Origin of the sequence: Vibrio sp. 10N.247.310.23 (genome assembly GCF_041467155.1) — a bacterium.
GTDB classification, from domain to species: Bacteria; Pseudomonadota; Gammaproteobacteria; order Enterobacterales; family Vibrionaceae; genus Vibrio; species Vibrio crassostreae_C.
On record NZ_JBFSTZ010000009.1, the window covers coordinates 1 to 22,320 of the forward strand.

Annotated in this window: 16 protein-coding genes; 4 read left to right on the forward strand and 12 right to left on the reverse strand. The window is 45.2% G+C overall.

From position 1 onward, the window contains the following. Positions 1–190 precede the first annotated feature (190 nt). The 6 genes from rsgA to malT all read right to left on the reverse strand — a co-directional run bounded on the left by rsgA (position 191) and on the right by malT (position 7,704). A complete protein-coding gene (rsgA, locus tag AB6D93_RS08645; RefSeq protein WP_102332729.1) occupies positions 191–1,255 on the reverse strand; it encodes a ribosome small subunit-dependent GTPase A in 1,065 nt (354 codons plus the stop codon). A gap of 469 nt (positions 1,256–1,724) precedes the next feature. Next, positions 1,725–2,183 (reverse strand): copper chaperone PCu(A)C, encoded by a 459-nt coding sequence (locus AB6D93_RS08650; protein ID WP_102332728.1) that lies wholly within the window; start codon positions 2,181–2,183, stop codon positions 1,725–1,727. Between the two features lie 85 nt (positions 2,184–2,268). Beyond that, complete coding sequence (locus tag AB6D93_RS08655) at positions 2,269–2,865, reverse strand: SCO family protein (protein ID WP_065583787.1); 597 nt, start codon at positions 2,863–2,865, stop codon at positions 2,269–2,271. After that, positions 2,862–3,302, reverse strand: coding sequence for a hypothetical protein (locus AB6D93_RS08660; protein WP_017064235.1), 441 nt, complete (start codon positions 3,300–3,302; stop codon positions 2,862–2,864). The genes AB6D93_RS08655 and AB6D93_RS08660 overlap by 4 nt, the downstream gene beginning before the upstream one ends. Positions 3,303–3,505: 203 nt before the next feature. After that, positions 3,506–4,426, reverse strand: a complete 921-nt coding sequence (locus tag AB6D93_RS08665) for a DUF368 domain-containing protein (RefSeq protein ID WP_017064236.1) — start codon at positions 4,424–4,426, stop codon at positions 3,506–3,508. A 569-nt stretch (positions 4,427–4,995) separates the two neighbouring features. Continuing rightward, positions 4,996–7,704 (reverse strand): HTH-type transcriptional regulator MalT, encoded by a 2,709-nt coding sequence (malT, locus tag AB6D93_RS08670; protein WP_102332727.1) that lies wholly within the window; start codon positions 7,702–7,704, stop codon positions 4,996–4,998. A 567-nt stretch (positions 7,705–8,271) separates the two neighbouring features. Here malT and AB6D93_RS08675 point away from each other — a divergent pair. The 3 genes from AB6D93_RS08675 (at position 8,272) to glgB (ending at position 15,446) form a co-directional block, all read left to right on the forward strand. Continuing rightward, positions 8,272–10,725 (forward strand): glycogen/starch/alpha-glucan phosphorylase, encoded by a 2,454-nt coding sequence (locus AB6D93_RS08675; protein WP_102332726.1) that lies wholly within the window; start codon positions 8,272–8,274, stop codon positions 10,723–10,725. Positions 10,726–10,910: 185 nt separating this feature from the next. Next, positions 10,911–13,091 (forward strand): 4-alpha-glucanotransferase, encoded by a 2,181-nt coding sequence (gene malQ, locus AB6D93_RS08680; protein ID WP_017067441.1) that lies wholly within the window; start codon positions 10,911–10,913, stop codon positions 13,089–13,091. 174 nt (positions 13,092–13,265) lie between these two features. Next, positions 13,266–15,446: a 1,4-alpha-glucan branching protein GlgB gene (gene glgB, locus AB6D93_RS08685; protein ID WP_065583790.1), complete on the forward strand. Its 2,181-nt coding sequence runs from the start codon at positions 13,266–13,268 to the stop codon at positions 15,444–15,446. 98 nt (positions 15,447–15,544) lie between these two features. Here the strand turns inward: glgB and AB6D93_RS08690 are convergent, their stop codons facing one another. The 6 genes from AB6D93_RS08690 to AB6D93_RS08715 all read right to left on the reverse strand — a co-directional run bounded on the left by AB6D93_RS08690 (position 15,545) and on the right by AB6D93_RS08715 (position 21,164). Next, the gene (locus AB6D93_RS08690; RefSeq protein ID WP_065583791.1) at positions 15,545–16,009 is read right to left on the reverse strand and encodes a hypothetical protein; all 465 of its coding nucleotides are present in this window, start codon (positions 16,007–16,009) and stop codon (positions 15,545–15,547) included. A 223-nt stretch (positions 16,010–16,232) separates the two neighbouring features. Next, positions 16,233–17,072, reverse strand: a complete 840-nt coding sequence (locus tag AB6D93_RS08695; protein ID WP_102332725.1) for an energy-coupling factor transporter transmembrane protein EcfT — start codon at positions 17,070–17,072, stop codon at positions 16,233–16,235. Continuing rightward, the gene (locus AB6D93_RS08700) at positions 17,069–18,763 is read right to left on the reverse strand and encodes an ABC transporter ATP-binding protein (RefSeq protein ID WP_102332724.1); all 1,695 of its coding nucleotides are present in this window, start codon (positions 18,761–18,763) and stop codon (positions 17,069–17,071) included. The genes AB6D93_RS08695 and AB6D93_RS08700 overlap by 4 nt, the downstream gene beginning before the upstream one ends. Positions 18,764–18,769: 6 nt before the next feature. Further along, entirely contained in the window at positions 18,770–19,318 is a 549-nt protein-coding gene (locus AB6D93_RS08705) for an ECF-type riboflavin transporter substrate-binding protein (RefSeq protein WP_017066579.1), read from the reverse strand. Positions 19,319–19,638: 320 nt separating this feature from the next. After that, a complete protein-coding gene (locus AB6D93_RS08710; protein ID WP_102332723.1) occupies positions 19,639–20,769 on the reverse strand; it encodes an HlyD family secretion protein in 1,131 nt (376 codons plus the stop codon). After that, a complete protein-coding gene (locus tag AB6D93_RS08715; protein ID WP_017064245.1) occupies positions 20,769–21,164 on the reverse strand; it encodes a DUF3302 domain-containing protein in 396 nt (131 codons plus the stop codon). Before AB6D93_RS08715 ends, AB6D93_RS08710 begins: the two co-directional genes overlap by 1 nt. Before the next feature lie 250 nt (positions 21,165–21,414). Here AB6D93_RS08715 and AB6D93_RS08720 point away from each other — a divergent pair, with 250 nt between their 5' ends. Next, positions 21,415–22,317 (forward strand): DMT family transporter, encoded by a 903-nt coding sequence (locus AB6D93_RS08720; RefSeq protein ID WP_017061876.1) that lies wholly within the window; start codon positions 21,415–21,417, stop codon positions 22,315–22,317. The last annotated feature ends 3 nt before the right edge of the window (positions 22,318–22,320 follow it).

Genomic DNA, 22,320 nt, shown 5'->3' on the forward strand with positions numbered 1-22,320 from the left:
GTAGCGAGGCTTTGGCATTGCTCTAAGTATGTGAGTGAACTTAGATGATCTGATCTGATCGTAGCTTTAAGCATTAGTTCCCTGATTTAGGAAACAAAGCCGATAAAGCCCCACGCGATTGACACGTGGGGCTCGGTGTTTCAGCTCAGCGTTGAGCGATTAACTCAGATTACCGTCAATATCCAACTGCTTAAGCTGAGCCTTTCTTAATATTGCGGCTTTCTGACTGTACGTTTCGGTACATTTTGGAAAGCTGCTTATTGTTAGCGCGTTGCTCTGCAAGAGAAGCGCCGTTTCTTGCTTGCTCTCTCAGTAGCTTTTGATAGTTAGTAAATCGTCTTTCAGACAGTTCACCACTCTCAATGGCAGCCCTTATCTTGCATCCCGGCTCTGATTCATGATGACAATCAGAGAAGCGGCAGTGCATTGCTAACTCTTCGACGTCTGAAAAAGTTTCACTCACGCCTTCAGCGCAGTCTGCAAGTTGTAGCTCTCGCATTCCTGGAGTGTCGAGAAGCAAGCCACCTGATGCGAGCAAGTGGAGTGATCGTGATGTGGTTGTATGACGACCTTTACTGTCGTCTTCACGAATACCACCAGTTGCCTGCGATGCTTCACCTAGCAATGAGTTAACCAAAGTCGACTTACCCACACCAGAAGAGCCCATTAGCGCGACGGTCTTGCCGATTTTACACCAAGGTGAAAGTACTTGGGTTGAGTCTTGAGCTAGGCTGTTGACCGCTTCGATCATCAGCATTGGGTCTAGGCTTTGTACTTGCTGTACTTTGTCTTGGTAGTCGTCACACAAGTCTTTCTTGGTGAGTACGATAACGGCTTCAACTTGCGCTTCATTAGCGAGAGCGAGATAACGCTCGATGCGGCTTAGGTTAAAGTCGTTATTTAACGACACCACGATAAAAACCGTGTCGATATTGGCTGAAATATATTGTTCAGCTACGCGACTGCCAGCAGCTTTACGGCGGAAGAGCGATTGACGGTCTAGTAAGCGGTCGAATTGCAGATCAGAGTTCAAAATCACCCAGTCGCCAACGGTCATTGCCGGTTGGTTTTGGTGGATGGGTAGAACAATTTCACCTTGCTCTGACGCTAATGTATAGCCACTACGGTGATGTGCGACGATACGAGCAATGACGGAGTGGTCATAGTCTTCGAGTGTCAGTTGTTGTTGGAATACAGGTTGCCATCCAAGTTGTTGAAGTGACATTGGATGAGAAAATGCGTTTTGTGAATTCATGTCTATTTACCCAGACGTGCGAGCTTTCTTTTCTTATGAGAGCATTAACGTCTTGTAAGATCTCAGGTTGTTGATGAGATCGAAAAGCGTTAGTCATATCAAAAAGCGTCGAGACGTCAAAAATGTTTTGTGCTTGGGTCGAATTCAAATAGATAGGACCCCGGATTTAGTCATGCGTTGTTGGGCATGCAGGTATTGATCACTTATGATCAACAGTAAACCGGGTAAAAGTGTGCGGTCGTCAATGGATGACGATAAGTTGGTAGATCGGTGTTTAAGTTTGATTAACCAAACAAATTAACGCGTTACTTTTACTGCCAGTTTTAGTGTGTTCATTACAATCATCTTCTATTCTCCTTGGTTTATTGATGTGTTCAGGCTTTGAATAAAAAGCGCGCTCAGTTTAACAAAAAGCCACGATGGCGAGAAGTCATCGTGGCTTAATTTATTTCATTGATTATGAATCCGATTAGTGATGATCGTGATTCATCTTTTTCATGCCGCTCATTACTTTCTTAACCGGCGCGTCAAAGGTTTGCGTTTCACCGTTAGCGAAAGTCAGAGTCATTTCGATCTGCTCACCTTCTTTTAGACCATCTTTTAGGTCGAACAACATGATGTGTAGGCTACCTGGCTTTAGTACCGCTTCACCATTTGCAGGGATTGTGATTTGTTGAGCTTGGCGCATCTTCATTACGTCGCCGTCAACGATAACATCATGAAGTTCTACCTTTCCTGCTGCTGGCGTTGTCGCAGAAACAATAGCGCGATCTTTATCGCTGTGGTTCATCAGAGTCGTGAATACCGCGCTGTTCACTGCTGAAGGCGGTGTTGCACGAGCGTACGCGTCATGAACCATAATGTCGCTATTAGCGTGAGCAAGGGGAGTGAGCAATAAGCCTGCTAGAGCAAGTGCTTTTAACTTCATGTTGTTGTCCTTAATTTTTATGTTTTGGTCTGGGACCTGACTTTTTTGTTCGAACTTTATTGGTTAAGTTCTTTATTTTTACGTTTTACTGCGTCAATTGGTTGATGGCCTCAACAATCGGCGCTGGCGTTAACGTATGCGGCACTTTGGTAATCAAGGTACCGTCGGGCTTTAAAAAATAAAAATATGAGCTGTGGTCAAGGGTGTATTCCAACTCTGAACCTTCCAGCTTGGTCTTTCTGAAAATAACACCGTAGTTGTGTGCAAGCGTGGTTGTCACATCCAAAGGACCACTTAATCCTTCCATCATTGGGTGGAAGTATTGTGCGTATTCGTATGAGGCCTCTGCTGCATCACGCTCAGGGTCGAGAGAGACAAACATCGGGCGAATCTTGGCTTTTGCTTCATCAGAGACTTGGTTAAGTGCTCCGGCCAACATAGCCAAAGAAGTGGGGCACACATCTGGGCAGCGTGTGAAACCGAAGTAAACGATACGAATTCTGTCATCGGTTTGGTCAAAGATTTCCGTTGGTTGGTTGTCTTTGCCGAAAAGAGTCGTTGCGGAGAACTCTTGTTTTGCAGCGTGTTGTTCTTGAACTTCGTTTTGCCCATCAAGATAGCTTTTGACACCAAAGCCAAGTACAAAAGCGACAACCAATGCTAACGACCAATTTCTACTCATCTTGCCATCCTTATTGCAGGTTTTACGGTTTCAACACCATCGGTGAGCTCACCAAGCCAAGTCATGTGATCCATGGTACACACGGGTAAAATGACATCACCTTCATAGATGTTGTTACCAGTATTTTTTAATTGGAAACGTGCTGAGCCCATTTCCATCTCTAAACCGGTCAGCGATAGCATCAAGGTTTCAGAGGCCGCGCCTTCCCACACCACTTTGATTTTTGTTGGGACTAGAGGTTGAGCTGTTTCATGCTCAAGGGTCATAGCAACGCTGTCTTGCTCACACCATGTTGTTGAAAGCATGCAGTAGTCATCTAAGTTGACGTCAGGAGAGTGGCTCTCTACTACCGATTTAAATTGCTCGACTGCCTGTGGTCCATAAAAGCCAGCGACCAGCGCAATACCGAGCGCAGCAACCTTTAATGCTGGGTGCATGTCGTGTTCTCATTTGATTTTATAAGAACGGCGATGGTATCACACCACTCAATACGTGCTTGTATCAAAAAGCAATTTTGTGCGTATGGTAGAACTAAAAAAGCGAAGCCATTGGCTTCGCTTTTGTCTGTTTAATAGATATGTGAGCTTAGTATTTCTAAGTTCTATCCATTCTGAACATGTTCCAGAAATACGTTGAATGATTAGTCAGCGTTACGCTCTGCGAACTTCTCCAGGCCTAAAACCAATGCAATCGCAGCAAACATCATCACAATCGCCATGACCAACTGAGAAGGCTGAGAGGTTACCGCTTCAAAATCAAACGGTGATAGGTTTTCTTGAATCAGAGGAACTTGTTCACCTTTTGAGTTTGTGCGCCAGCTGATGGTCTCTTTCCAAGGCCAGATCTTAGGCAGCGTACCGATCATCAAACCGGTTAAGAATACCAATGTGAAGTCGCGGAATGAACGCAATAGCCAAGACAGTACATGTGAGAAAGTCAGCAGTCCGATCACACAGCCCGCAAGGAATAGCGCAAGTACATCGACTTGAAATGATTTAACGGCGCCAAGCACGGGGCCATACATGCCAATCAGGAGCAGAATAAAGCTGCCTGAAATACCGGGTAAAATCATCGCGCAGATAGCAATCGCACCCGCAATCAATACGTTGATGCTGGTTGGTTCCATTTGCAGCGGTTTAAGCACGGTAATGCTATAAGCGAAAGCAACGCCAAGCAGCAAAAACACGAATCGAATCATATCGCGCTTCTCTACTTGCTTAAGAATATGGAAAACCGATACTAAGATCAGGCCAAAGAAGAAAGACCACAGTGGAACGGGGTGGGTGACTAATAACCAAGAAATCAGTTTTGCAAATGTCGCAATACTTGTGAATACGCCTGCGAACAGTGAAATCAGGAAGAAACCATTGATGTGGTTAAACGCGGCTTTGAAGCCTTCGCGTTTCCATAAGCCAAGTACGCTAGGGTTAATCCTGCGAATGCTTTCTAGCAGCGTATCGTAGATACCAGTGATGAATGCGATGGTTCCGCCCGACACGCCAGGAACAACGTCTGCTGCGCCCATTGCCATGCCTTTGAAAAAAGTACTTAAGTAGTTCATTGCTTCATAGAGTTGAGGGTGATTTTGTGCAGTATACAAACTTTAGTGTAAAAAAAGTATGAATATGCCATTGGGGAGGGGCTTTTATTGCTCTCTTAATTGTAAGGCAATAAGTTGAAGTGAACATTTGCCTTACATTTAAAATACAACCACTTAGTAATTTGTCATTAAGAACAGAGATGAAACTGATCTCTTATCAATATTGCATCTTGGTTGCATTATGCAAATGCACTTTGCAATTCGCATGACAAATTCATGGTTTTTATGCGATGCAGGGCTTATAAAACGCCGAATTAAAGTTGGCACGCTAACTGCATTATATACATTGACCCTTCTTAAGCCGAGGGTCACCTAGCCAACTGACGTTGTTAGTGAACTTATGATTTGTTCACAAATATATAGAGCCAATCGCGATTATTGCGGTTGGCTATTTTTTTGCCTGTCGTTTGGTGATTGTCTTTTTTCTTTTCCAGTTCCTACATTTTTAAGCTCTAAACTTCAGATGAAAAAAAAGCCAGCCACCATTGGTGACTAGCTTAAGCTTTTCTCGAATCAATCTCGAATCCGTTTTAGTAACCCATCAACTGCAGCAAGTTCTCTGCTGTGCTGATTGCTTCTTTGCGGTTAGCAATGTTCAGCTTTTGATAAAGGTTACGGATGTGAGTTTTGATCGTGGTCCCCGCTACATCGAGCTCTTGAGCTATCTGCTCATTACTGAACCCTGAATAGATAAGACCAAGTACCTGCCATTCACGCTGGGTGAGTGGGCTAGTGCGCACAAGCTCAGGAATATTCGGGTGATTAACCAAGTTCTCAACAAAGTCTTCATCGAAGTGAACCGAGCGGCTGCGTTGAGTGGTTGAGATATCTTTCATGATCTGTTGAGCGCGATGGCGTTCTAAGTCACCTAAGCCTGGCTTGTTGCTCAATTTATCCAAGATATGCCCGATAGTTCCACCGTCGACCAAGAAGTTACCAACCATACCGGTTTGGTTGGTCATATGAAGCGCTTCTTCAAGTAGCACGCGCGCGCTGTCTTCATCGTTAATTTGTGTACGCAACACCGCTTCAACGATCAAGTTTCGGTTGGTGTCTGTAATCAGATGTGAACGCTGCGCTTCACTCTTAAGGAAAGTCAGTGCTTCTTCCGCATCTTCATACTGCTCAAGGATGATGTGAGAACGTACGATGTTTCTCCATTGAAGCTGACAGAAGTGGTTACTCGCCGATTCAGGTCGAACCGCCACGCTTAGCCAATCACGGATTGCCTCTTTATTGCCTTTTACTTGCCAAAAAAGAATCAAAGACAAAGAAGCATTTGCCGTCCAATCCACGTGGTAAGTTGATTGACGTAGCAGGTGTTGAATTTGGTCGATAAACTTCGACGCTTTATCAATCTCGCCGCGGCTCAATGAAATACGAGCCAGCATTGAGTAACTGTGTAGGTGTTTACTTGGTGAGTGGTGACCAAGGATATCTAAGCCCTTGTAGCAACACTCTTCCGCTTCATCTAGTCGGTTCCAGCACCAGAAGATCTGAGCGCGAACACGCAGCAAAAATTCATGTAGAGGCACGTATTGCAGCTGGTGCTCTTCAATTAATTTGAATGCGCTGTCTTGTAGCTCAAACGCAGCTTGAACATAACCTTGAGCAATCAAGATTTCGCTTTGTTGCAGAATCGCCCACAGCGCCTGATGGTAAACTTGATACTGGCGAGCAAGCTTCTCTGTTTGCTGCATCATAGGTAGCGCACGGCTCAGGTTGCCCATCACGTGATTCACTTCACCTACAACAGAGGTTGCGACAATGCGGCTACGATAAACGGTGGTGTTCAGCTGGCTTAACGAAAGCTCAGCCAATTCCAATGCTTTCTCAGGCTCATTGCTGTTAATGGCAACTTGGGCGCGCAAGGCGTTGTATTGGCCTTGCTGCTGAGTATCAAGTTCAATGTTTCGAGCTTGATATTGAGTCTCAGCCTCTTCCAACAAAGTCCCCACTTGATCATACCGGTGCTGACTTTGTGCCAGCCAAGCGCGCAGCATTGATAGCTTCGGCTCACTGTATAGTTGATCCGTAGTCAGTTGCTTGATCGCCATCTCTAGAGATGAAAGTTCGCCTTGGTTGAACATCGGCCAACCGTGCTCCGTCAAAATTTGAATGATCAGCTCTGGATCTTCAGCACGTTGTGCATGTCGCAGTGCTTGATGAGGCGTTTTCTGTTTGATCCACGCTTTCGCGGCACTTCGGTGCAACTCGGCTTCTTGCTGTGGAATTCGAGCTTGGCGCTCGTGGGCAAGAAATTCGCCGAATAGATTGTGGAATCGGTACCAGTTCTTCTCGCCTTCAAGCGGGTAGATGAATAAGCCAAATCGGTTGAGTGATTCGATCATACCTAACGCATCTTCACGCTGTGTAAGTGCACACACAAGCTCATCGTTGAAGTGATCAAGCACAGAACATTGCATCAAGAACTGTCGGGTTTCTTTGTCTAGCAGGTCGAATACTTCTTCAACCAAGTAGTCCCAAAGATGGGCGTGGTTAAAGTGAGAGAATGACTCTGCGGACTGTGCAAGAGTGCGTTTTTGGTGTTGTGCTTGTAGCGCGATAAGTTGTAGTGCAGAAGGCCAACCTTCTACATAACTACAAATGCTATCTGCCGTCGTGTCATCAATGCCGTCGGCTACGCGTTGGTTGAAAAAGCGTGTGGTTTCTTCGGTATCAAACGCCAACGAGTCATTACCTAATTCGATCATTAAGTCACGAACGCGCAGGTTTGCTGTACCAAGTGGTGGCGTACCACGACTGGTGACAACCAACGTTAGGTTATCGGGCATGTGTTTGAGGAAGAAGCGCATGGCTTCGTGGATGTCGTCATTGTTGACCAAGTGATAGTCATCCAACACCAGAAAACACTCGTGATGGAATTCCGACATCTCGGCAAATACTTCACTTAATAAAGAATGCAGCGATGAAAACTGTCGTTTTTCTGCCAGCTTTTGGGCATTCGGACAGGCATTTTGAGTCGCTTTATTAAGTGATTGAAGTAGGTAGTTGATAAAGCGGAAGGCATCGTTGTCGCTATCATCAATGCTGTACCAACCCACATTGGGTTTATCTACCAACCATTGTGCAGCCATGGTGGTTTTGCCGTAGCCCGCTGGAGAGCGGAACAACACAAGCTTATAGCAATCTGCATTGTGAAGCAGATCGAGAACCCTAGGTCGTAGGATTGCATTATGTAAGCGGCCGGGACGAGTCAGTTTCGAAGGGATCCACATATCGAAGTTTTACACCTATTCCGTGGCTATGTTCTGGAATATCCCAATCTATCGTTGAGTGCACTCCAATGACATCAGCCTAATTACTTAAGTCTTTACTCATATTACGTGAAGCCAAACGTTACCGACTACGATCCTCCTCAGAAACCTTGCACTCCTGCATGTTTTTGGGTGTCTACGCCCTTTATTTGAGACTTTGCTCACGTTGCGGGTTGGTTTGTGAATGTGACTTCGTTCATCCCTACACGGGAATCTATGCAAAAGATGAGAGTTGGAAATTATTTTCGTGATCTGAATATCAGATTTGACAATGACTTTAATCTGGTTAAATAAAAGTCACATCAATTGAAGTTAAGTTATCGAACGGGAGCTTGTGATCTTAGTCACTCCAAGTTTTTGTTCTCAGTCAGAACATGAGAGTCAGATCACTAACCCTAAGTCGGTACGCCCCCTACGCCCTCCCATCTACTCCTAGTCAGTTGCATTAGCGGGAGGATGTTTAGTTTATGGTGACCATGCACGATATGTCACAGATGAATTAGAACTATTAAAAGCGAGATTTCTGAAATGAAACCAACTCAGCAAAAAACTTTCGATAAAGTGTCATTCCAAGAGAGTGTTAAGAAACATTTATCTGCAACCTACGCAACAACCGTTGAAACAGCAGACAGCCGTTCATGGTATCTAGCAATGGGTCGTGCTCTTGCAGAGCTAACGACTTTTGACCTGCTAGAAACTGAAAATGATGAAAAAATTAAGAACGCTAAGAGCGTTAACTACCTATCACTAGAGTTTTTGATTGGTCGTCTAACAGGTAACAACCTGATCAGCATGGGTCTTTACGAACAGATCACTCATGCAATGGAAGAGCTAGGTCAAAACCTAACTGACCTTCTAGAAGAAGAACGCGACCCATCACTAGGTAATGGTGGTCTTGGTCGTCTAGCTGCTTGTTTCATGGATTCTTGTGCCGCTCAAGAATACCCAACAGTAGGCTACGGTCTTCACTACGAGTACGGTCTATTCAAACAATCTTTCCAAGACGGTCGTCAACAAGAAGCACCTGACGCATGGCGTGGTGTTGAAGGTTACCCATGGGAAGTAGCTCGTCCAGAACTAGCACAACACATTGGTTTTTACGGTCATGTAGACGTTGAATTCGTTGACGGTAAAGAAGTTCGTACTTGGGTTCCAGGTATGGAAGTAAAAGCAATGCCTTGGGATCTACCTATCGTAGGTTACGAATCAAACACGGTTTACCCGCTGCGTCTTTGGGAATGTCAGGCAATCGCACCATTCTCGCTAGCAAGCTTTAACAACGGTGATTACTTCGAAGCGCAACACTCGCTAATCGATGCAGGTAACATCACTAAAGTTCTTTACCCGAACGACAACCACGAGAAAGGTAAGACTCTGCGTCTAATGCAGCAGTACTTCCATTCAGCAGCATCGGTTCGCGATATTCTACGTCGCCACGAAGCAGCAGGTTTCTCTCTAGAAGATCTGCCTAAGCAAGAAACGATTCAGCTGAACGATACACACCCAACGATCGCGATTCCTGAGCTAATGCGCATCCTGATTGACGAGAAAGGTCTATCTTGGGATCAAGCATGGGAAATCAGTGCTCACACGTTCGCTTACACGAACCACACACTACTTCCAGAAGCGCTAGAGACTTGGTCTGAATCTTTAATCAATCGTCTTCTTCCACGTCACATGGAAATCATCTTTGAAATCAACCACCGCTTCATGCAAGAAGTTCGCAAGATGTGGCCTGGTGATGGTGAGAAGCAAGCGAAGCTTTCTATCATCCAAGAAGGTTTCCACCGTATGGTTCGCATGGCAAACCTATGTGTGATTGGTTCTTACAAAGTAAACGGTGTAGCTGCGCTTCACTCTCAACTGGTTAAGAAAGACTTGTTCCCTGAATTCAACGAAATCTTCCCAGGTAAACTGACTAACGTAACGAACGGCATCACGCCACGTCGTTGGTTGAAGTTCTGTAACCCAGGTCTATCTGCGCTAATCACGGGTAAGATCGGCACTGAATGGCCAGCAAAACTTGAGCAGCTAGAAGGCATCGCTAAGTTTGCAACAGACGCGAAATTCCAAAAAGAATTCATGGCTGTTAAGAAAGAAAACAAACAGCGCCTAGCTGATTGGGTTCAAGAGAACATGGGTATCGAGCTAGATACTAACGCTATCTTTGACGTTCAAATCAAACGTCTTCACGAATACAAACGTCAGCACCTAGATTTGCTACACATTCTATCTCTGTACCACCGTATTCTTAACGAACCTGGTTTCGAGTGTGAGCCACGCGTATGTTTCTTCGCAGCGAAAGCAGCACCGGGTTACCACCTAGCGAAAGAGATCATCTTCGCGGTTAACAAGATTGCAGAGAAGATCAACAACGACCCTCGCATCGGTAACAAACTGAAAGTGGTATTCATTCCTGACTACCGTGTAAGCATGGCTGAAATCATCATCCCTGCAGCAGACGTTTCTCAGCAAATCTCACTAGCGGGTAAAGAAGCATCTGGTACGGGCAACATGAAGATGGCTCTAAACGGCGCGCTAACTATCGGTACGATGGATGGTGCAAACGTTGAGATTCGTGAAGAAGTGGGTGATGAAAACATCTACATCTTCGGCCTAGACGTTGATGGTGTTCAAGCTCTGAAAGCTCAAGGCTACAACCCATACGACTACTACAATGCAGACCCACTACTGAAAGCATCTCTAGACCTACTGACTGGCGATGAGTTCACTCCAGGTCAACCAGGCCTTCTACGTGCAACGTTTGATAGCCTGCTAGACGGTGGTGACCCTTACCTATGTCTTGCTGACTTCGCATCTTACGTGAAAGCGCACGAAGACATGGGCACGCAATACAAAGACCAAGCAGGTTGGGCTAAGAAAGCAATTCTTAACACAGCATTGGTTGGTAAGTTCACATCAGACCGCTCTATCCGCGACTACGTGAACAACATCTGGAAACTTGAAGCGGTTAACCGTTAATACTTCCAAAGTAGCCAAGGCAGTTTCTGCCTTGGCTCAATTAGCTTGTGAGCAAACGAAAGGCTTAAAGGTTTCGTTTATAAACAAGCTGCTTACAAACCGATTGTCACAAGCTAATTGATTAGTAAAAATTAAATTAACAACCCTACAAAATAGAAAGCGTCAGAACGTTTTCGGAGAGAGCGATGAAAGAACAGACCGTATTAAAACAAGTCGCAGAAATGGCAAACATTGCCGACAGTTACGTTAGTGCGTGGGGCGATGAAGCACAAGTATCAGACGAGACGATCACGTCTCTATTGGCTTCGTTGGGCTACGATACAAGCAGCGATGATGCACTGCTTAAGTCAGCAGAAAGAAAACACAAAAAAGATGTACTAGACCCAGTTCTTGTCTTGCGTGACGGTGAGCCAGTAGAAGTGGCGCTTAATCTAGGTGTAAGTGCTCGTGAAAGTGAGTTCAGCTGGCGCTTAGAAACCGAGCAAGGAGAGGTACTTGAAGGCTATCTTCAATCTCAAGTCATTCGTGACGAGCGTGCCGAGGGTGGCCCTTTAGTGTTTGCATTGCCAAGTGATTTGGCATGGGGTTATCACAAGCTCATTGTGAGCCGTAAGCGCCGTAAGAAGCCTTACGAGATGACACTGATTATTACGCCAAAAGCGTGTTTCAAGCAGTCACCAATCGAGCAAGGCAAAAAGCTTTGGGGACCCAGTGTTCAACTTTATACCCTAAGAACTCAGCATAACTGGGGTATTGGTGATTTCGGAGACCTAAAACAGCTTGTTGCGGATATCGCTTCTCGTGGTGGTGACTTCGTTGGTCTAAACCCAATTCACTCATTGTTCCCTGCGAACCCTGAAGGTGCGAGCCCATATAGCCCATCTTCTCGTCGCTGGTTGAACATCTTATACATTGATGTGAGTTCAGTTCCTGAATTTGCACTAAGTGCAGAAGCACAACAAACAGTCGGCAGCGCAGAGTTCCAACAGCGTCTACAAAAAGCGCGTGAAGCACACTGGGTAAACTACACCGAAGTGTCTGAGCTTAAGATGAGCATCTTGCCTCTGCTATTCGCAGAATTTAAGACTCGTCATCTAGACAAAAACAGCGACCGTGCACAAGCGTTCTTAGCCTTCGTAGAAGAGGGTGGCGATAGCCTGATGCATCAAGCGGCGTTTGATGCTCTACATGGTGAACTGCATGCAGAAGATTCTGGCATGTGGGGATGGCCGGTATTCCCTGAGAAGTACCGTACATTCGACAGCCCAGCGACACAGAAATACATCAAAGAGAACTTAGAAAACGTTCATCTGTACATGTACCTGCAATGGCTAGCAGATTGCCAGATCAACGATGCACAGTCTCTTGCAGAAGAGAAGGGCATGGCTGTTGGCCTGTACCGTGACTTAGCGGTAGGTGTTGCAGATTCAGGCAGCGAGACTTGGGCTGACGAAGGCAACCTAGTGATGGATGCGAGCATTGGTGCTCCACCTGATATTCTTGGTCCTTTGGGTCAGAACTGGGGTCTACCTCCGTTAAACCCAGAAGTGCTTCAAGAAACAAGCTACGACGCTTACATCAAGCTACTTCGTGCGAACATGAAGCACTGTGGTGCACTGCGTATCGACCACGTTTTAGGTCTACTGCGCTTGTGGTGGATTCCAAAGGGTGAGAACGCAACTAAGGGCGCGTACATCTACTACCCAGTACAAGATATGCTGTCTATTCTGGCGCTTGAATCTCACCGTTACCAATGTAGCGTTATCGGTGAAGATTTAGGAACGGTACCGGATGAGATTGTCGACATCCTTGCAGATGCTGGCGTGCACTCTTACAAAGTGTTCTTCTTCGAAACATCAGAAGATGACGGTGGTTTCATCTCACCAAAACACTACGCATCACAATCGATGGCGGCACTGTGTACTCACGATATGCCAACGCTTCGTGGCTTCTGGCACTGTGATGACCTGAAAATGGGCCAAGAGATTGGCTTATACCCAGATGCAGAACAATTAGAAACCTTGTTCGATGACCGCCTAGAGTGCAAGCAAGGTATCTTAGATTCAGTAGCATGGCATGGTTTCCTACCAGAAGGTGTGGGCCGCGATGCGAGCCAAGTACCGATGGACTCTTACCTTGCTGAGGCACTTCAACTGCACGTAGCGGCTGGTGGTTCAACACTACTGAGCGTTCAGCTAGAAGATTGGCTAGAGATGGACAAGCCAGTAAACATTCCTGGCACGGTTGATGAATACCCTAACTGGCGTCGTAAACTATCAATGAACTTGGACGAAATATTTGCTCACGAAGGCGTTAATCGTATCGCTTCTAAGCTGACTGACGTTCGAGAAAAAGCCGGTAAGTAATGACGTGAGTGACTTGAAATTAGGTGGTTTTTTGCTTACGCCGTACGAAACTACAACCTCGGTCACTCAATAATGAATGCTCATCTGGTAGAATAAACCGTCGTTATATTGCCCGCACTAATAGCGGGCATTTTTGTATTATGTTTTTTGGATGTTTGGTTAGGGAGAAACGTTTTGGAACTAAGTTCGATTTCAAAGCAAAAACAAATATATACCCAACTATCACAGGCTTGTTTCACAGACCCATTCGCGTTTTTAGGGCCATACCTACCTTCTGAGCAAGGTGCATTACGTGTGTGGATTCCTGGGGCAGATAAAGTCGAGTTGATTGTTGGAAAGGAACCTCGTATTGAGTTAGCGCGAGAGGGTGAAAGTGGTTTCATTCTTAAGCAAGAGAGAGACTTACGTTTTACTCACTATAAGCTTGCGGTTGATTGGGCTGGCGTAGAACAGATCATCGATGATCCTTACCAGTACCACGATCTGTACGCGAGTTATGAAGATCTTCATACACCGAAAGATATGTATCATCACATGGGGGCTCAGTTTATTACGCTAGAGCGTGATGGACAGACGATTTCAGGTACGCGTTTCTTGGTGTACGCACCGCATGCAACTGCGGTAAGCTTGGTGGGTAACTTCAACGCTTGGGATGGTCGCCGCCACCCAATGCAACGCCTAGATTACGGTATGTGGGGCTTATTCATTCCTGAACTGGAAGAAGGCGCTCAATACAAGTTTGAATTAAAAGGACCAAATGGCGAAGGCTTACCACACAAATCTGACCCATGGGGTTTCTACTCTGAGCAATACCCATCGTTCTCATCTGTAACTTACGATCACGCTCGTTACCAGTGGCAAGATACTCAATGGCAAAATCGCCCGGTAACGCAAAAGCGCAAAGAAGCGCTTTCGTTCTATGAATTGCATGCAGGTTCTTGGAAGCGTAACGCTGAAGGTGAATTCTTAAATTATCGCGAGCTTGCGGCAGAGCTGATCCCATATCTAACGGATCTTGGCTACACGCACGTTGAACTAATGCCAGTTTCAGAACATCCATTCTACGGTTCTTGGGGCTATCAGCCTGTAGGTCTATTTGCACCGACTAGCCGTTTTGGCTCTCCAGATGATTTCAAATACTTCGTCGATCAATGTCACCAAGCGGGTCTTGGCGTTGTTCTGGACTGGGTTCCTGCTCACTTCCCAAGTGATGATCACGGCCTAGCAAACTTCGATGGTACGCCATTATTCCATGATCCAGATCCACGTCGTGGTTGGCATCAAGATTGGAACTCGTACATTTACGATTTAGGCAAAGAGCATGTTCGTCGTTTCTTAGTTTCTAATGCACTGTACTGGTTCGAGCAATTCCACATTGATGGCATCCGTGTTGATGCGGTTGCTTCGATGTTGTACCTCGACTATTCGCGTAGCCATGACCAATGGATCCCGAATGCGGATGGCGGCAACGAAAACTACGACGCTATCGCAACCCTTAAGTGGATGAACGAAGAAGTGTATAAACACTTTCCGAATGCGATGACGATTGCTGAAGAATCAACGGCTTTCCCTGGTGTTTCAGCACCGACTTTTATGGGCGGCTTAGGCTTTGGCTTTAAGTGGAACATGGGTTGGATGCACGACAGCTTGTCTTACATTCAAGAAGACCCAATCAACCGTAAATATCACCACGATACGATTACCTTCCCACTGGTTTACGCACACAGTGAGAATTATGTATTGTCTCTGTCTCACGATGAGGTGGTTTACGGTAAAGGTTCTATCCACAACAAGATGCCTGGTGATGAATGGCAGCAAACGGCAAACCTACGTGCTTATATGGGTTACATGTATGCGCAACCAGGTAAGAAGCTGAACTTCATGGGTGCAGAATTTGGTCAGACGGCTGAATGGAACCATGACGACCAGCTGCAATGGTTTTTGCTGGATTACGAGCGTCATCAAGGTGTTCAGCGTTTAACGAAAGACCTGAACAATCTGTACCGCTCTGAAGCTGCAATGCACGATCTTGATTTTGATCCGAAAGGCTTTGAATGGCGTCTACAGGACTCTGCTGAAGCGAGCATTCTTGCGCACGAGCGCATCAGTGAATCTGGTGAGCGAGTATTGATAGTGTCTAACTTTACGCCAGTGCCTCACGAGCATTTCCGCTTAGGTGTTCCTGCAAAAGGTGAATACGCATTGTTGTTGAATACAGACTCTGTCGACTATGCAGGCAGCGGTTTTGAAGTGAAGCAGACTGCTGAGATTGAATCTGTAGAGAGCGAAGGGCTAGACACATCGATTGAGCTGCGTTTGCCGCCGTTATCGACCGTTTTTTACAAGCTAAATTAGGTCTATAAGTTGAGCAGGTCATCGCTGCTCACTTTTCTGAAAGTCTAAAAAAGGGAACCCTAGGGTTCCCTTTTTCTATTTCAGTAAGCTGGTTAGCGTTACTTGAAGTTGGTGAGATAGAACATTGAGCGTCCGACTACCATTTCAAGGATTCGAACTGAGTCGTTGCCTAAACTGTCCAACATCTTTTCACGAAATTCGCCGTTCGAGCTGAGGTTAAATTGCTCAGGGTTCTTTATTTGCGAAGCATGGAAAAACATCAATTTAATCACGTATCGAAACTGCTCATTATCTAGAGCGGCTTGCCAAGATTGGATAAAAAGCGCTTCCGATGAAAAGTCTAGACCGTCTATAACGATCGATAGCATGTGTTCGTGAAGTACTGAACGAATAGCGCGGGTCGACGGATAATAGCCCTGAAGCGTCGTTAAACTAATGCCAATCTCTTGAGCAATCCTTGCATAAGTTAGTGCTTCATGTCCTTCAGCCAGAAAAAGGTTTAGTACGATCTCATCGTAGTTTTTTTGATTTTCTAGTTTTTGTACTTGAGTAATTCGAGCCATTACAAATCTCTACTGATTGTAACATTCTGTAAACGAGTATATTAAGAGCCTATGAATTAAATCTCAAACTCCAAGGGTAAATAACTGGTCAATTTATCGTTAAATATAGTCAGTATTGTGTCATTGGTTCAATTATCAATTAGATTTTGGCATAAACAAAAACACCGCCCTATTGAGCGGTGTGTTATTTAAAGTCTTTGTTTATCAATGCTAATTCAGATGACTAGAACGGATACCAAAATAACTGCGGCTCTAGAATGCGTTTCGCAATGGCTAACACCACGATAAAAGCGATGACACCTAAACAAACAAAGTCGATACGTTTCAAAGGTGCATAGCTATACCAAATGCGAGCTTTGTGTCGGCCAAAACCTCGTAACGTCATTGCGTTAGAGATCTCGTCTGCTCGGTCCAAGCTAGAGAAAATGAGCGGGCCTAGAACCTTAGCCACATTTTTGATTCGAGTAATTAGAGGCGCTTTCTTTGAGAGCTCTACACCACGAGCCTGTTGAGCATGCATGATATTGATGAAGTCTTTCTTAACTTCTGGCAAGTAACGCAGTGTTAAGCTGACCGCATAGGCGATCTTGTAAGGAACACCGATACGGTTGAGGCTAGCTGCAAACTCAGTCGGATGCGTTGTGAAGACAAAAATCAACGCTATCGGGAACATGCTCATGTATTTGAGCGTCACAGTAACCAAGTAAAACAGAGTCTCTTGGCTCAACGAGTAGTTACCCGGCAATGTCAGCAATAAGGTTTTGCTGCCGATGAGCTCAGTACCTTGCTGTGGAGCCAGCAGATACATGAACAAAGCATTTAGGCTCAATACACTCGCCGTACCCAATAACAGAGGCTTATATACGCGTACAGGCACATTGGTCAGCTTTAGCAGGTATAAACCAGTCACAATAAGCAGTGCAATCAATCTTAGGTCGAACGTAGTTAAGACCACGGTTACCCAAGCTAAGAAGAGCGCAAATTTGGTGATGCCGTTAAGTGCATGAAGCGGTGATTTTGTATCAATGTAATTGATGCCGAATTTTACTTTTGATACGTTCATTGAGCGCTTCTCTCGTAGTCGATGAAGTACTGCATAAACGCATTGGTGTCGTCGATTTTCATCATAGTCGCGAGTTCATAAATGCTGGTGGTACAAAGATTTGCGCGTTCTAACAGCGATGGCTGACTGAATACTTCCGTCATCGCGGCATTGGCAATCAGCTTGCTGTCAGCAATGACAATTGAGCGTGTGGTGTACTCTAGAACAAGGTGCATGTCGTGTGAAATGATCACGACGGTGATACCTAACTCGCGGTTAAGCTTTTGGATAAACGCCAGCATTGAGGTGTAGTTGCGGTAATCTTGACCCGCTGTTGGTTCATCCAAGATCAGAAGCTCTGGCTCCAATACTAAGATAGAAGCGATCGTTACGCGTTTTTTCTGACCGTAGCTTAGCGCTTCGATTGGCCAGTGGCGGAACTTGCTCAAGCCACACAGCTCAAGAACGTTTTCCACCTTCTCTTTGATTTCCTGCTCTGCAACCCCACGATTACGCAGACCGAATGCAACTTCATCAAAAATCATATGATGAGAGATCATATGATTTGGGTTCTGCATCACGACACCGACTTTCTGGCTTCTTTCAAAGATAGAAAGCTCAGATAGGTCTTCACCATTTAGATAGGAAGAGCCTGAATCGGCATCGATCACACCCATGATGAGTTTAGTGATGGTAGATTTGCCTGAACCGTTTTTGCCTAAGATTGAAACGAACTCACCCTTACCAATCTTAAAGCTGACATCTTCGAGAGCGTTCTTTTCACCATCGTAAGAGTAAGTCAGGCCGTGGACCTCAAGCAAAGGTTGGTACTGCTTCTCAGCAACTGGAGTCGGGCGCTCTGCAAACCAAGCCTGAACCGCAGGGCGGAATCTTTTGTAATCGAGAGCTTTGAGGTTTGATAGCTTATCTTCACTGGTCAAAGGTGCTTTCGCTGCCTTCAGAGCAGATAAATAAAGTGGTTCACGAATACCGTGTGTTTCAAGCAGTTCAGAAGCTAAGATTTCATCGGGTGTCATGTCCGCGACAATTTCACCGCTCTCCATCAAGATCACTCGATCGATATCGCGATGTAGTACATCTTCAAGGCGATGCTCGATGATGACTATAGTCTTGTTGGTTTCTTTATGAAGTTGGTCGATGATTTCGATAGTCGCTTTACCCGTTTTCGGGTCAAGGCTAGCCAAAGGTTCATCAAACAACAGGATGTCAACGTCATCAACTAAGATGCCCGCTAATGACACGCGTTGTTTCTGGCCGCCGGATAAATCATGTGGCGAGCGATCAAGCATATCTGCTAAGTCGACCATTTTTGCTGTCGACTTAACCAGAGGGTACATATCAATGTTCGACACTAACTGATTTTCCAGTGCGAATGCGATGTCTTCGCCAATACTCAAACCGACAAATTGGCTATCAGTATCTTGTAATACTGTGCCAACCTGCTCGGTATAGTCGTGCATAGAAAAATCAGAAATGTTCTTACCGTTGATCTCTAGAGAGCCAGTCACCTCACCTTTGATAGCATGAGGAATCAGACCGTTAAGGCATTGACCTAGGGTAGATTTACCACTACCGCTTGGTCCAATAATGACGATTTTCTCTCCTTTCTCTATCCTTAGATTGATATTTTTTAGCGTCGGTTTATCCAGCGACTCATATCTAAAAGAGAAGTTCGAAAATGCTATAGTCATTATCGCTTATGCCTCAGTCAGGTTACGGCTTTGTTTGTTGCGTTTAGCGACTGATTTTAGGATCAGTAAGCCAACAACAGCGATCAGAACGGTGTTACCCGCAGCAATGATAGAGAGTTGAGTGAAGACTTTAGTAAACGGTTCTGCATAAAGGATGGTATCTAGGAATGCAGAGCAGCCGTAACCAACCACATTACCGGCAAGGGCAAGTACCACAAACAGCGCGAAGTCCTTCATAGGCAACTCACCTTGCTGAAGGCGGTTCTTGGTCAACATCGGGAATAAGCCGATAACCATGCCTACGATACCTGAGCCTAAAACCCAAGTTAACCACACACCCCAGCCTGCGAACAGATCCGTTACCCAGTGACCGATAAAGCCAACTAAGAAGCCAACAATAGGGCCGAACAAAACAGAAAACAGTGCTAGAACTGCCATTGCTGGTTTCAATGTCGTGTTAGCAAACACTGGGACACCAAACATAGGTAAACCACCAATGCCGTACAGTGCCGCGCCAATGGCGATAACGACCACTGTTTTAGCTGAAAAGTTCATAGATAACCTCGAATTCTGAAAAATAAAGCAAAATAAAGAATAAATATTCGCCATTATTAATATGCGTCTCAATGAGAACGTTTTTTGGGCAAATATAAAAAATAAGGCGCGCATTATACAGTAGAACCCTTCCATAAGGGAAGGTAAGTGTCTAGATGTCTAAAATTCCATCTGAACACCTAAATATCGTGTAAAAAGCGTAATTTTACGGTTAATCCAGCAACAAAAAAGCCAGAGCGAGTCTGACTTTTTCATTCGTCTTAACAATGTGTTAAGCGGGTTCGTCACATATCTACGACCGTTTAGTGGTCTAGGTATAGTTAGTGGTCTAGATATAGATAGTTTTGCCAACTCTTCATGCGAATAAGGACCTTGCGCATGATTGAAACGTGGGTGAAGCTGTCAGAATAAACGGCAACTTCAACCGCGGTACCCATAGGTAAATGGTAGTCAGACAGGTCATCAGTGATGCTCAATTTAACAAACACACGACCACTAGTACGCAACGCATCAGTACCTAGAAGCGCGCCTCTAGCTTGGAATTGGCTCTCACCAATAGCTGGAATCACTTCATCCATACGTCCTTTAAATATTTTTCCTGGCAATGCTCTAAACAGGAACTCAGCTTCGTAACCCGGTTGTAGGCGTTGTAAGGAGTTCTGTCTAAATGCAGCGGTATAGAACTGAGCTTCAGTGTGAACAAACGTCATCACGGGAGCTAAAGGAAGTGGTACTGCCATTACACCTGGGCGCAATGCTAGCTGCGTAACGTATCCGTCAGTGGGAGCTCGAACCACGGTTTGCTCTAAATCAAACTGAGCTTTACGCAATTCAGCCAGTAAGCTTAAAACGGCTGTATTCTCGCCACCAATTTCAGAGTCTAAGGCGATTTTTGCCTGTTCTAGATTAGCATCTGCCACTTTCACGGCGGCTTCTGATGCCTTGTAAGCTTGTCTGCGAGTATCCAATTGCTGCTCGGTAAAAGCGCCACTGTCGTAACCGCGCTTGTAACGAGAAAACTCACGTTGAGCTTTATCTCTTTCCGCGATGGCTTTGATTTTTGCAGCCTCTGCTTCAACCACTTCAGATTCCATTCCAAGCGCACCTTGGCTTGCTTCTTTTACCTTAGCTTCTAACCTTGCGACTTCAGCTTCGAATGGAACTGGGTCGATTTTGAAAAGAATATCCCCTTGCTTCAGTGGTTTGTTTGCTTCTACAGGCACTTCGATAACTTTACCCCTAACGCCTGAAACGACTGGCGTTGTTGAGTAAACTTGGTTACCGATTTGTGTAAATGGATGGTTGTAGTTCATTAGTAGAATTAGGGTACCTACTATGATCACACCTCCAAGTACGGCAGTAGGTACTGTCCATTTATTTAGCGGTATATTGAACACCTTGAAAATGGTGATACAAAGTGCCGCATAGGTCATTATCAGCAGTAAATCCATTACTTAGCCTCCTGATCTTGAACGTTGTTTGTCTCTTTCTCTGGACTGCTTTGTTCAGCACCTGCTTGCTTGAGCTGTGCGATTTCTTCCTGAAGAGTACTCACTTGATCGATGAGAATATCGACGCGATGATGAATATCGTGTTGTTCTTCTTCTAATTTAGCGAAGCCCCAACCACGATCTTTGCGCCATAATGTTGCCCAAATCCAAAGAAATGGCCAAATAGTATGTAAAGTGAATAGGCTAACCCAGCCTGAGACGTGAATAGCATCTTGATGAGGGTGATTGCGTTCTTTCGCAATTTCATAGGGAATATCGTGAATAACGATGATGCCGTAAAAGATTACTAATGCTACGAAAATAAGTAAGCCGAGCGCAAAGTAGTCTAAAAACATAACAGATCCTTGTAATGTTAGATATTAGTTATAAATATACTACGCTATCATCCAAGTAATTGTTATAAAAATGATTTACCGAGTTGAAAATAATGTGTTGTCGCTTCTAATGCGAATAAAAGCATTGATGAATCTTATAAAATCTCATCGCGTTTGAAGAGGCTATTTCGGCTTTCTGGTTGGTATTTCAGCTGAAATGATGACAGCTACGATTCTAAATGACGTGCATAACCACAAGGGATAAATACGGATGTATATAGGTGAATTGGCGGCCATTGGCGCTGCAATTGTGTGGGCATGTGCGACATGGATCTATGGGCAATTTGGACATCGCTTCTCTGCGATGCAATTGAACATTGTTAAGGGTGTAGTGGCGTCAGGGATGATGTTGCTGGTGATGCCTCTTATTCCGATGCCGGAGTTTGAACTGAGTACCAACCATTTTCTGATATTGGCAATTTCAGGTGTGATTGGCATTGCGATTGGAGATAGCGCCTATTTTGCGGCGTTGAAAAGAATCGGTGCCAATAAGACGCTGTTACTGGAATCTTTAGCCCCGCCTCTTTCTGGTGTGCTGGCATTAATGTTCCTGGGCGCTGTATTGACAGTGCAAAGTTGGCTCGGTGTCGTGATTACAACACTAGCGGTGACCTTCGTTGTCTTCCAGCCATCAAAATCGGCGAGCGGTGAATCGAATAACAAAGCGCAGTGGGGTGGCATTGGTTATGGGCTTGTGGCGAGTGTCTGTCAGGCATCTGGTGTGGTGATTTCTCATTACGCGTTAGTGGCGGGTGATATTCCACCATTGTTAGGTGCTTTGATTCGCCTGACGATTGGCGTGTTTGCTGTGATGCTGATTATCCCTTTCGTTGAAAAGAAGCCGTATTCATCGATAAAAAGAGATTTATGGGAAATGACCAAGCTCGATAAACTGTGGTTATTAGGAGCAATCTTTGTCGGGACGTTTCTCGCTCTATGGCTTCAACAAGTGGCGTTGAAGAATGCTAACCCTGCGATTGCACAAACGTTGATAGCGACCAGCCCGGTCTTTATTTTGGTGATTTATGCGCTGAAAGGGGAGAAGGTGTCAAAGCAAAGTATCATAGGCACACTTGCCGCCCTTGCTGGTATTTCTCTGTTCTTTTATCAATAAGCA

What these genes read in the sequence shown, in the direction of transcription:
- AB6D93_RS08715 (WP_017064245.1), bottom strand. Translation starts at nt 21,164, where the DNA reads ATGTTTTTAGACTACTTTGCGCTCGGCTTACTTATTTTCGTAGCATTA.
- AB6D93_RS08695 (WP_102332725.1), bottom strand. Translation starts at nt 17,072, where the DNA reads ATGAACGTATCAAAAGTAAAATTCGGCATCAATTACATTGATACAAAA.
- malQ (WP_017067441.1), top strand. Translation starts at nt 10,911, where the DNA reads ATGAAAGAACAGACCGTATTAAAACAAGTCGCAGAAATGGCAAACATT.
- AB6D93_RS08710 (WP_102332723.1), bottom strand. Translation starts at nt 20,769, where the DNA reads ATGGATTTACTGCTGATAATGACCTATGCGGCACTTTGTATCACCATT.
- rsgA (WP_102332729.1), bottom strand. Translation starts at nt 1,255, where the DNA reads ATGAATTCACAAAACGCATTTTCTCATCCAATGTCACTTCAACAACTT.
- AB6D93_RS08675 (WP_102332726.1), top strand. Translation starts at nt 8,272, where the DNA reads ATGAAACCAACTCAGCAAAAAACTTTCGATAAAGTGTCATTCCAAGAG.
- malT (WP_102332727.1), bottom strand. Translation starts at nt 7,704, where the DNA reads ATGTGGATCCCTTCGAAACTGACTCGTCCCGGCCGCTTACATAATGCA.
- AB6D93_RS08720 (WP_017061876.1), top strand. Translation starts at nt 21,415, where the DNA reads ATGTATATAGGTGAATTGGCGGCCATTGGCGCTGCAATTGTGTGGGCA.
- AB6D93_RS08700 (WP_102332724.1), bottom strand. Translation starts at nt 18,763, where the DNA reads ATGACTATAGCATTTTCGAACTTCTCTTTTAGATATGAGTCGCTGGAT.
- AB6D93_RS08650 (WP_102332728.1), bottom strand. Translation starts at nt 2,183, where the DNA reads ATGAAGTTAAAAGCACTTGCTCTAGCAGGCTTATTGCTCACTCCCCTT.
- AB6D93_RS08660 (WP_017064235.1), bottom strand. Translation starts at nt 3,302, where the DNA reads ATGCACCCAGCATTAAAGGTTGCTGCGCTCGGTATTGCGCTGGTCGCT.
- AB6D93_RS08655 (WP_065583787.1), bottom strand. Translation starts at nt 2,865, where the DNA reads ATGAGTAGAAATTGGTCGTTAGCATTGGTTGTCGCTTTTGTACTTGGC.
- AB6D93_RS08665 (WP_017064236.1), bottom strand. Translation starts at nt 4,426, where the DNA reads ATGAACTACTTAAGTACTTTTTTCAAAGGCATGGCAATGGGCGCAGCA.
- AB6D93_RS08705 (WP_017066579.1), bottom strand. Translation starts at nt 19,318, where the DNA reads ATGAACTTTTCAGCTAAAACAGTGGTCGTTATCGCCATTGGCGCGGCA.
- AB6D93_RS08690 (WP_065583791.1), bottom strand. Translation starts at nt 16,009, where the DNA reads ATGGCTCGAATTACTCAAGTACAAAAACTAGAAAATCAAAAAAACTAC.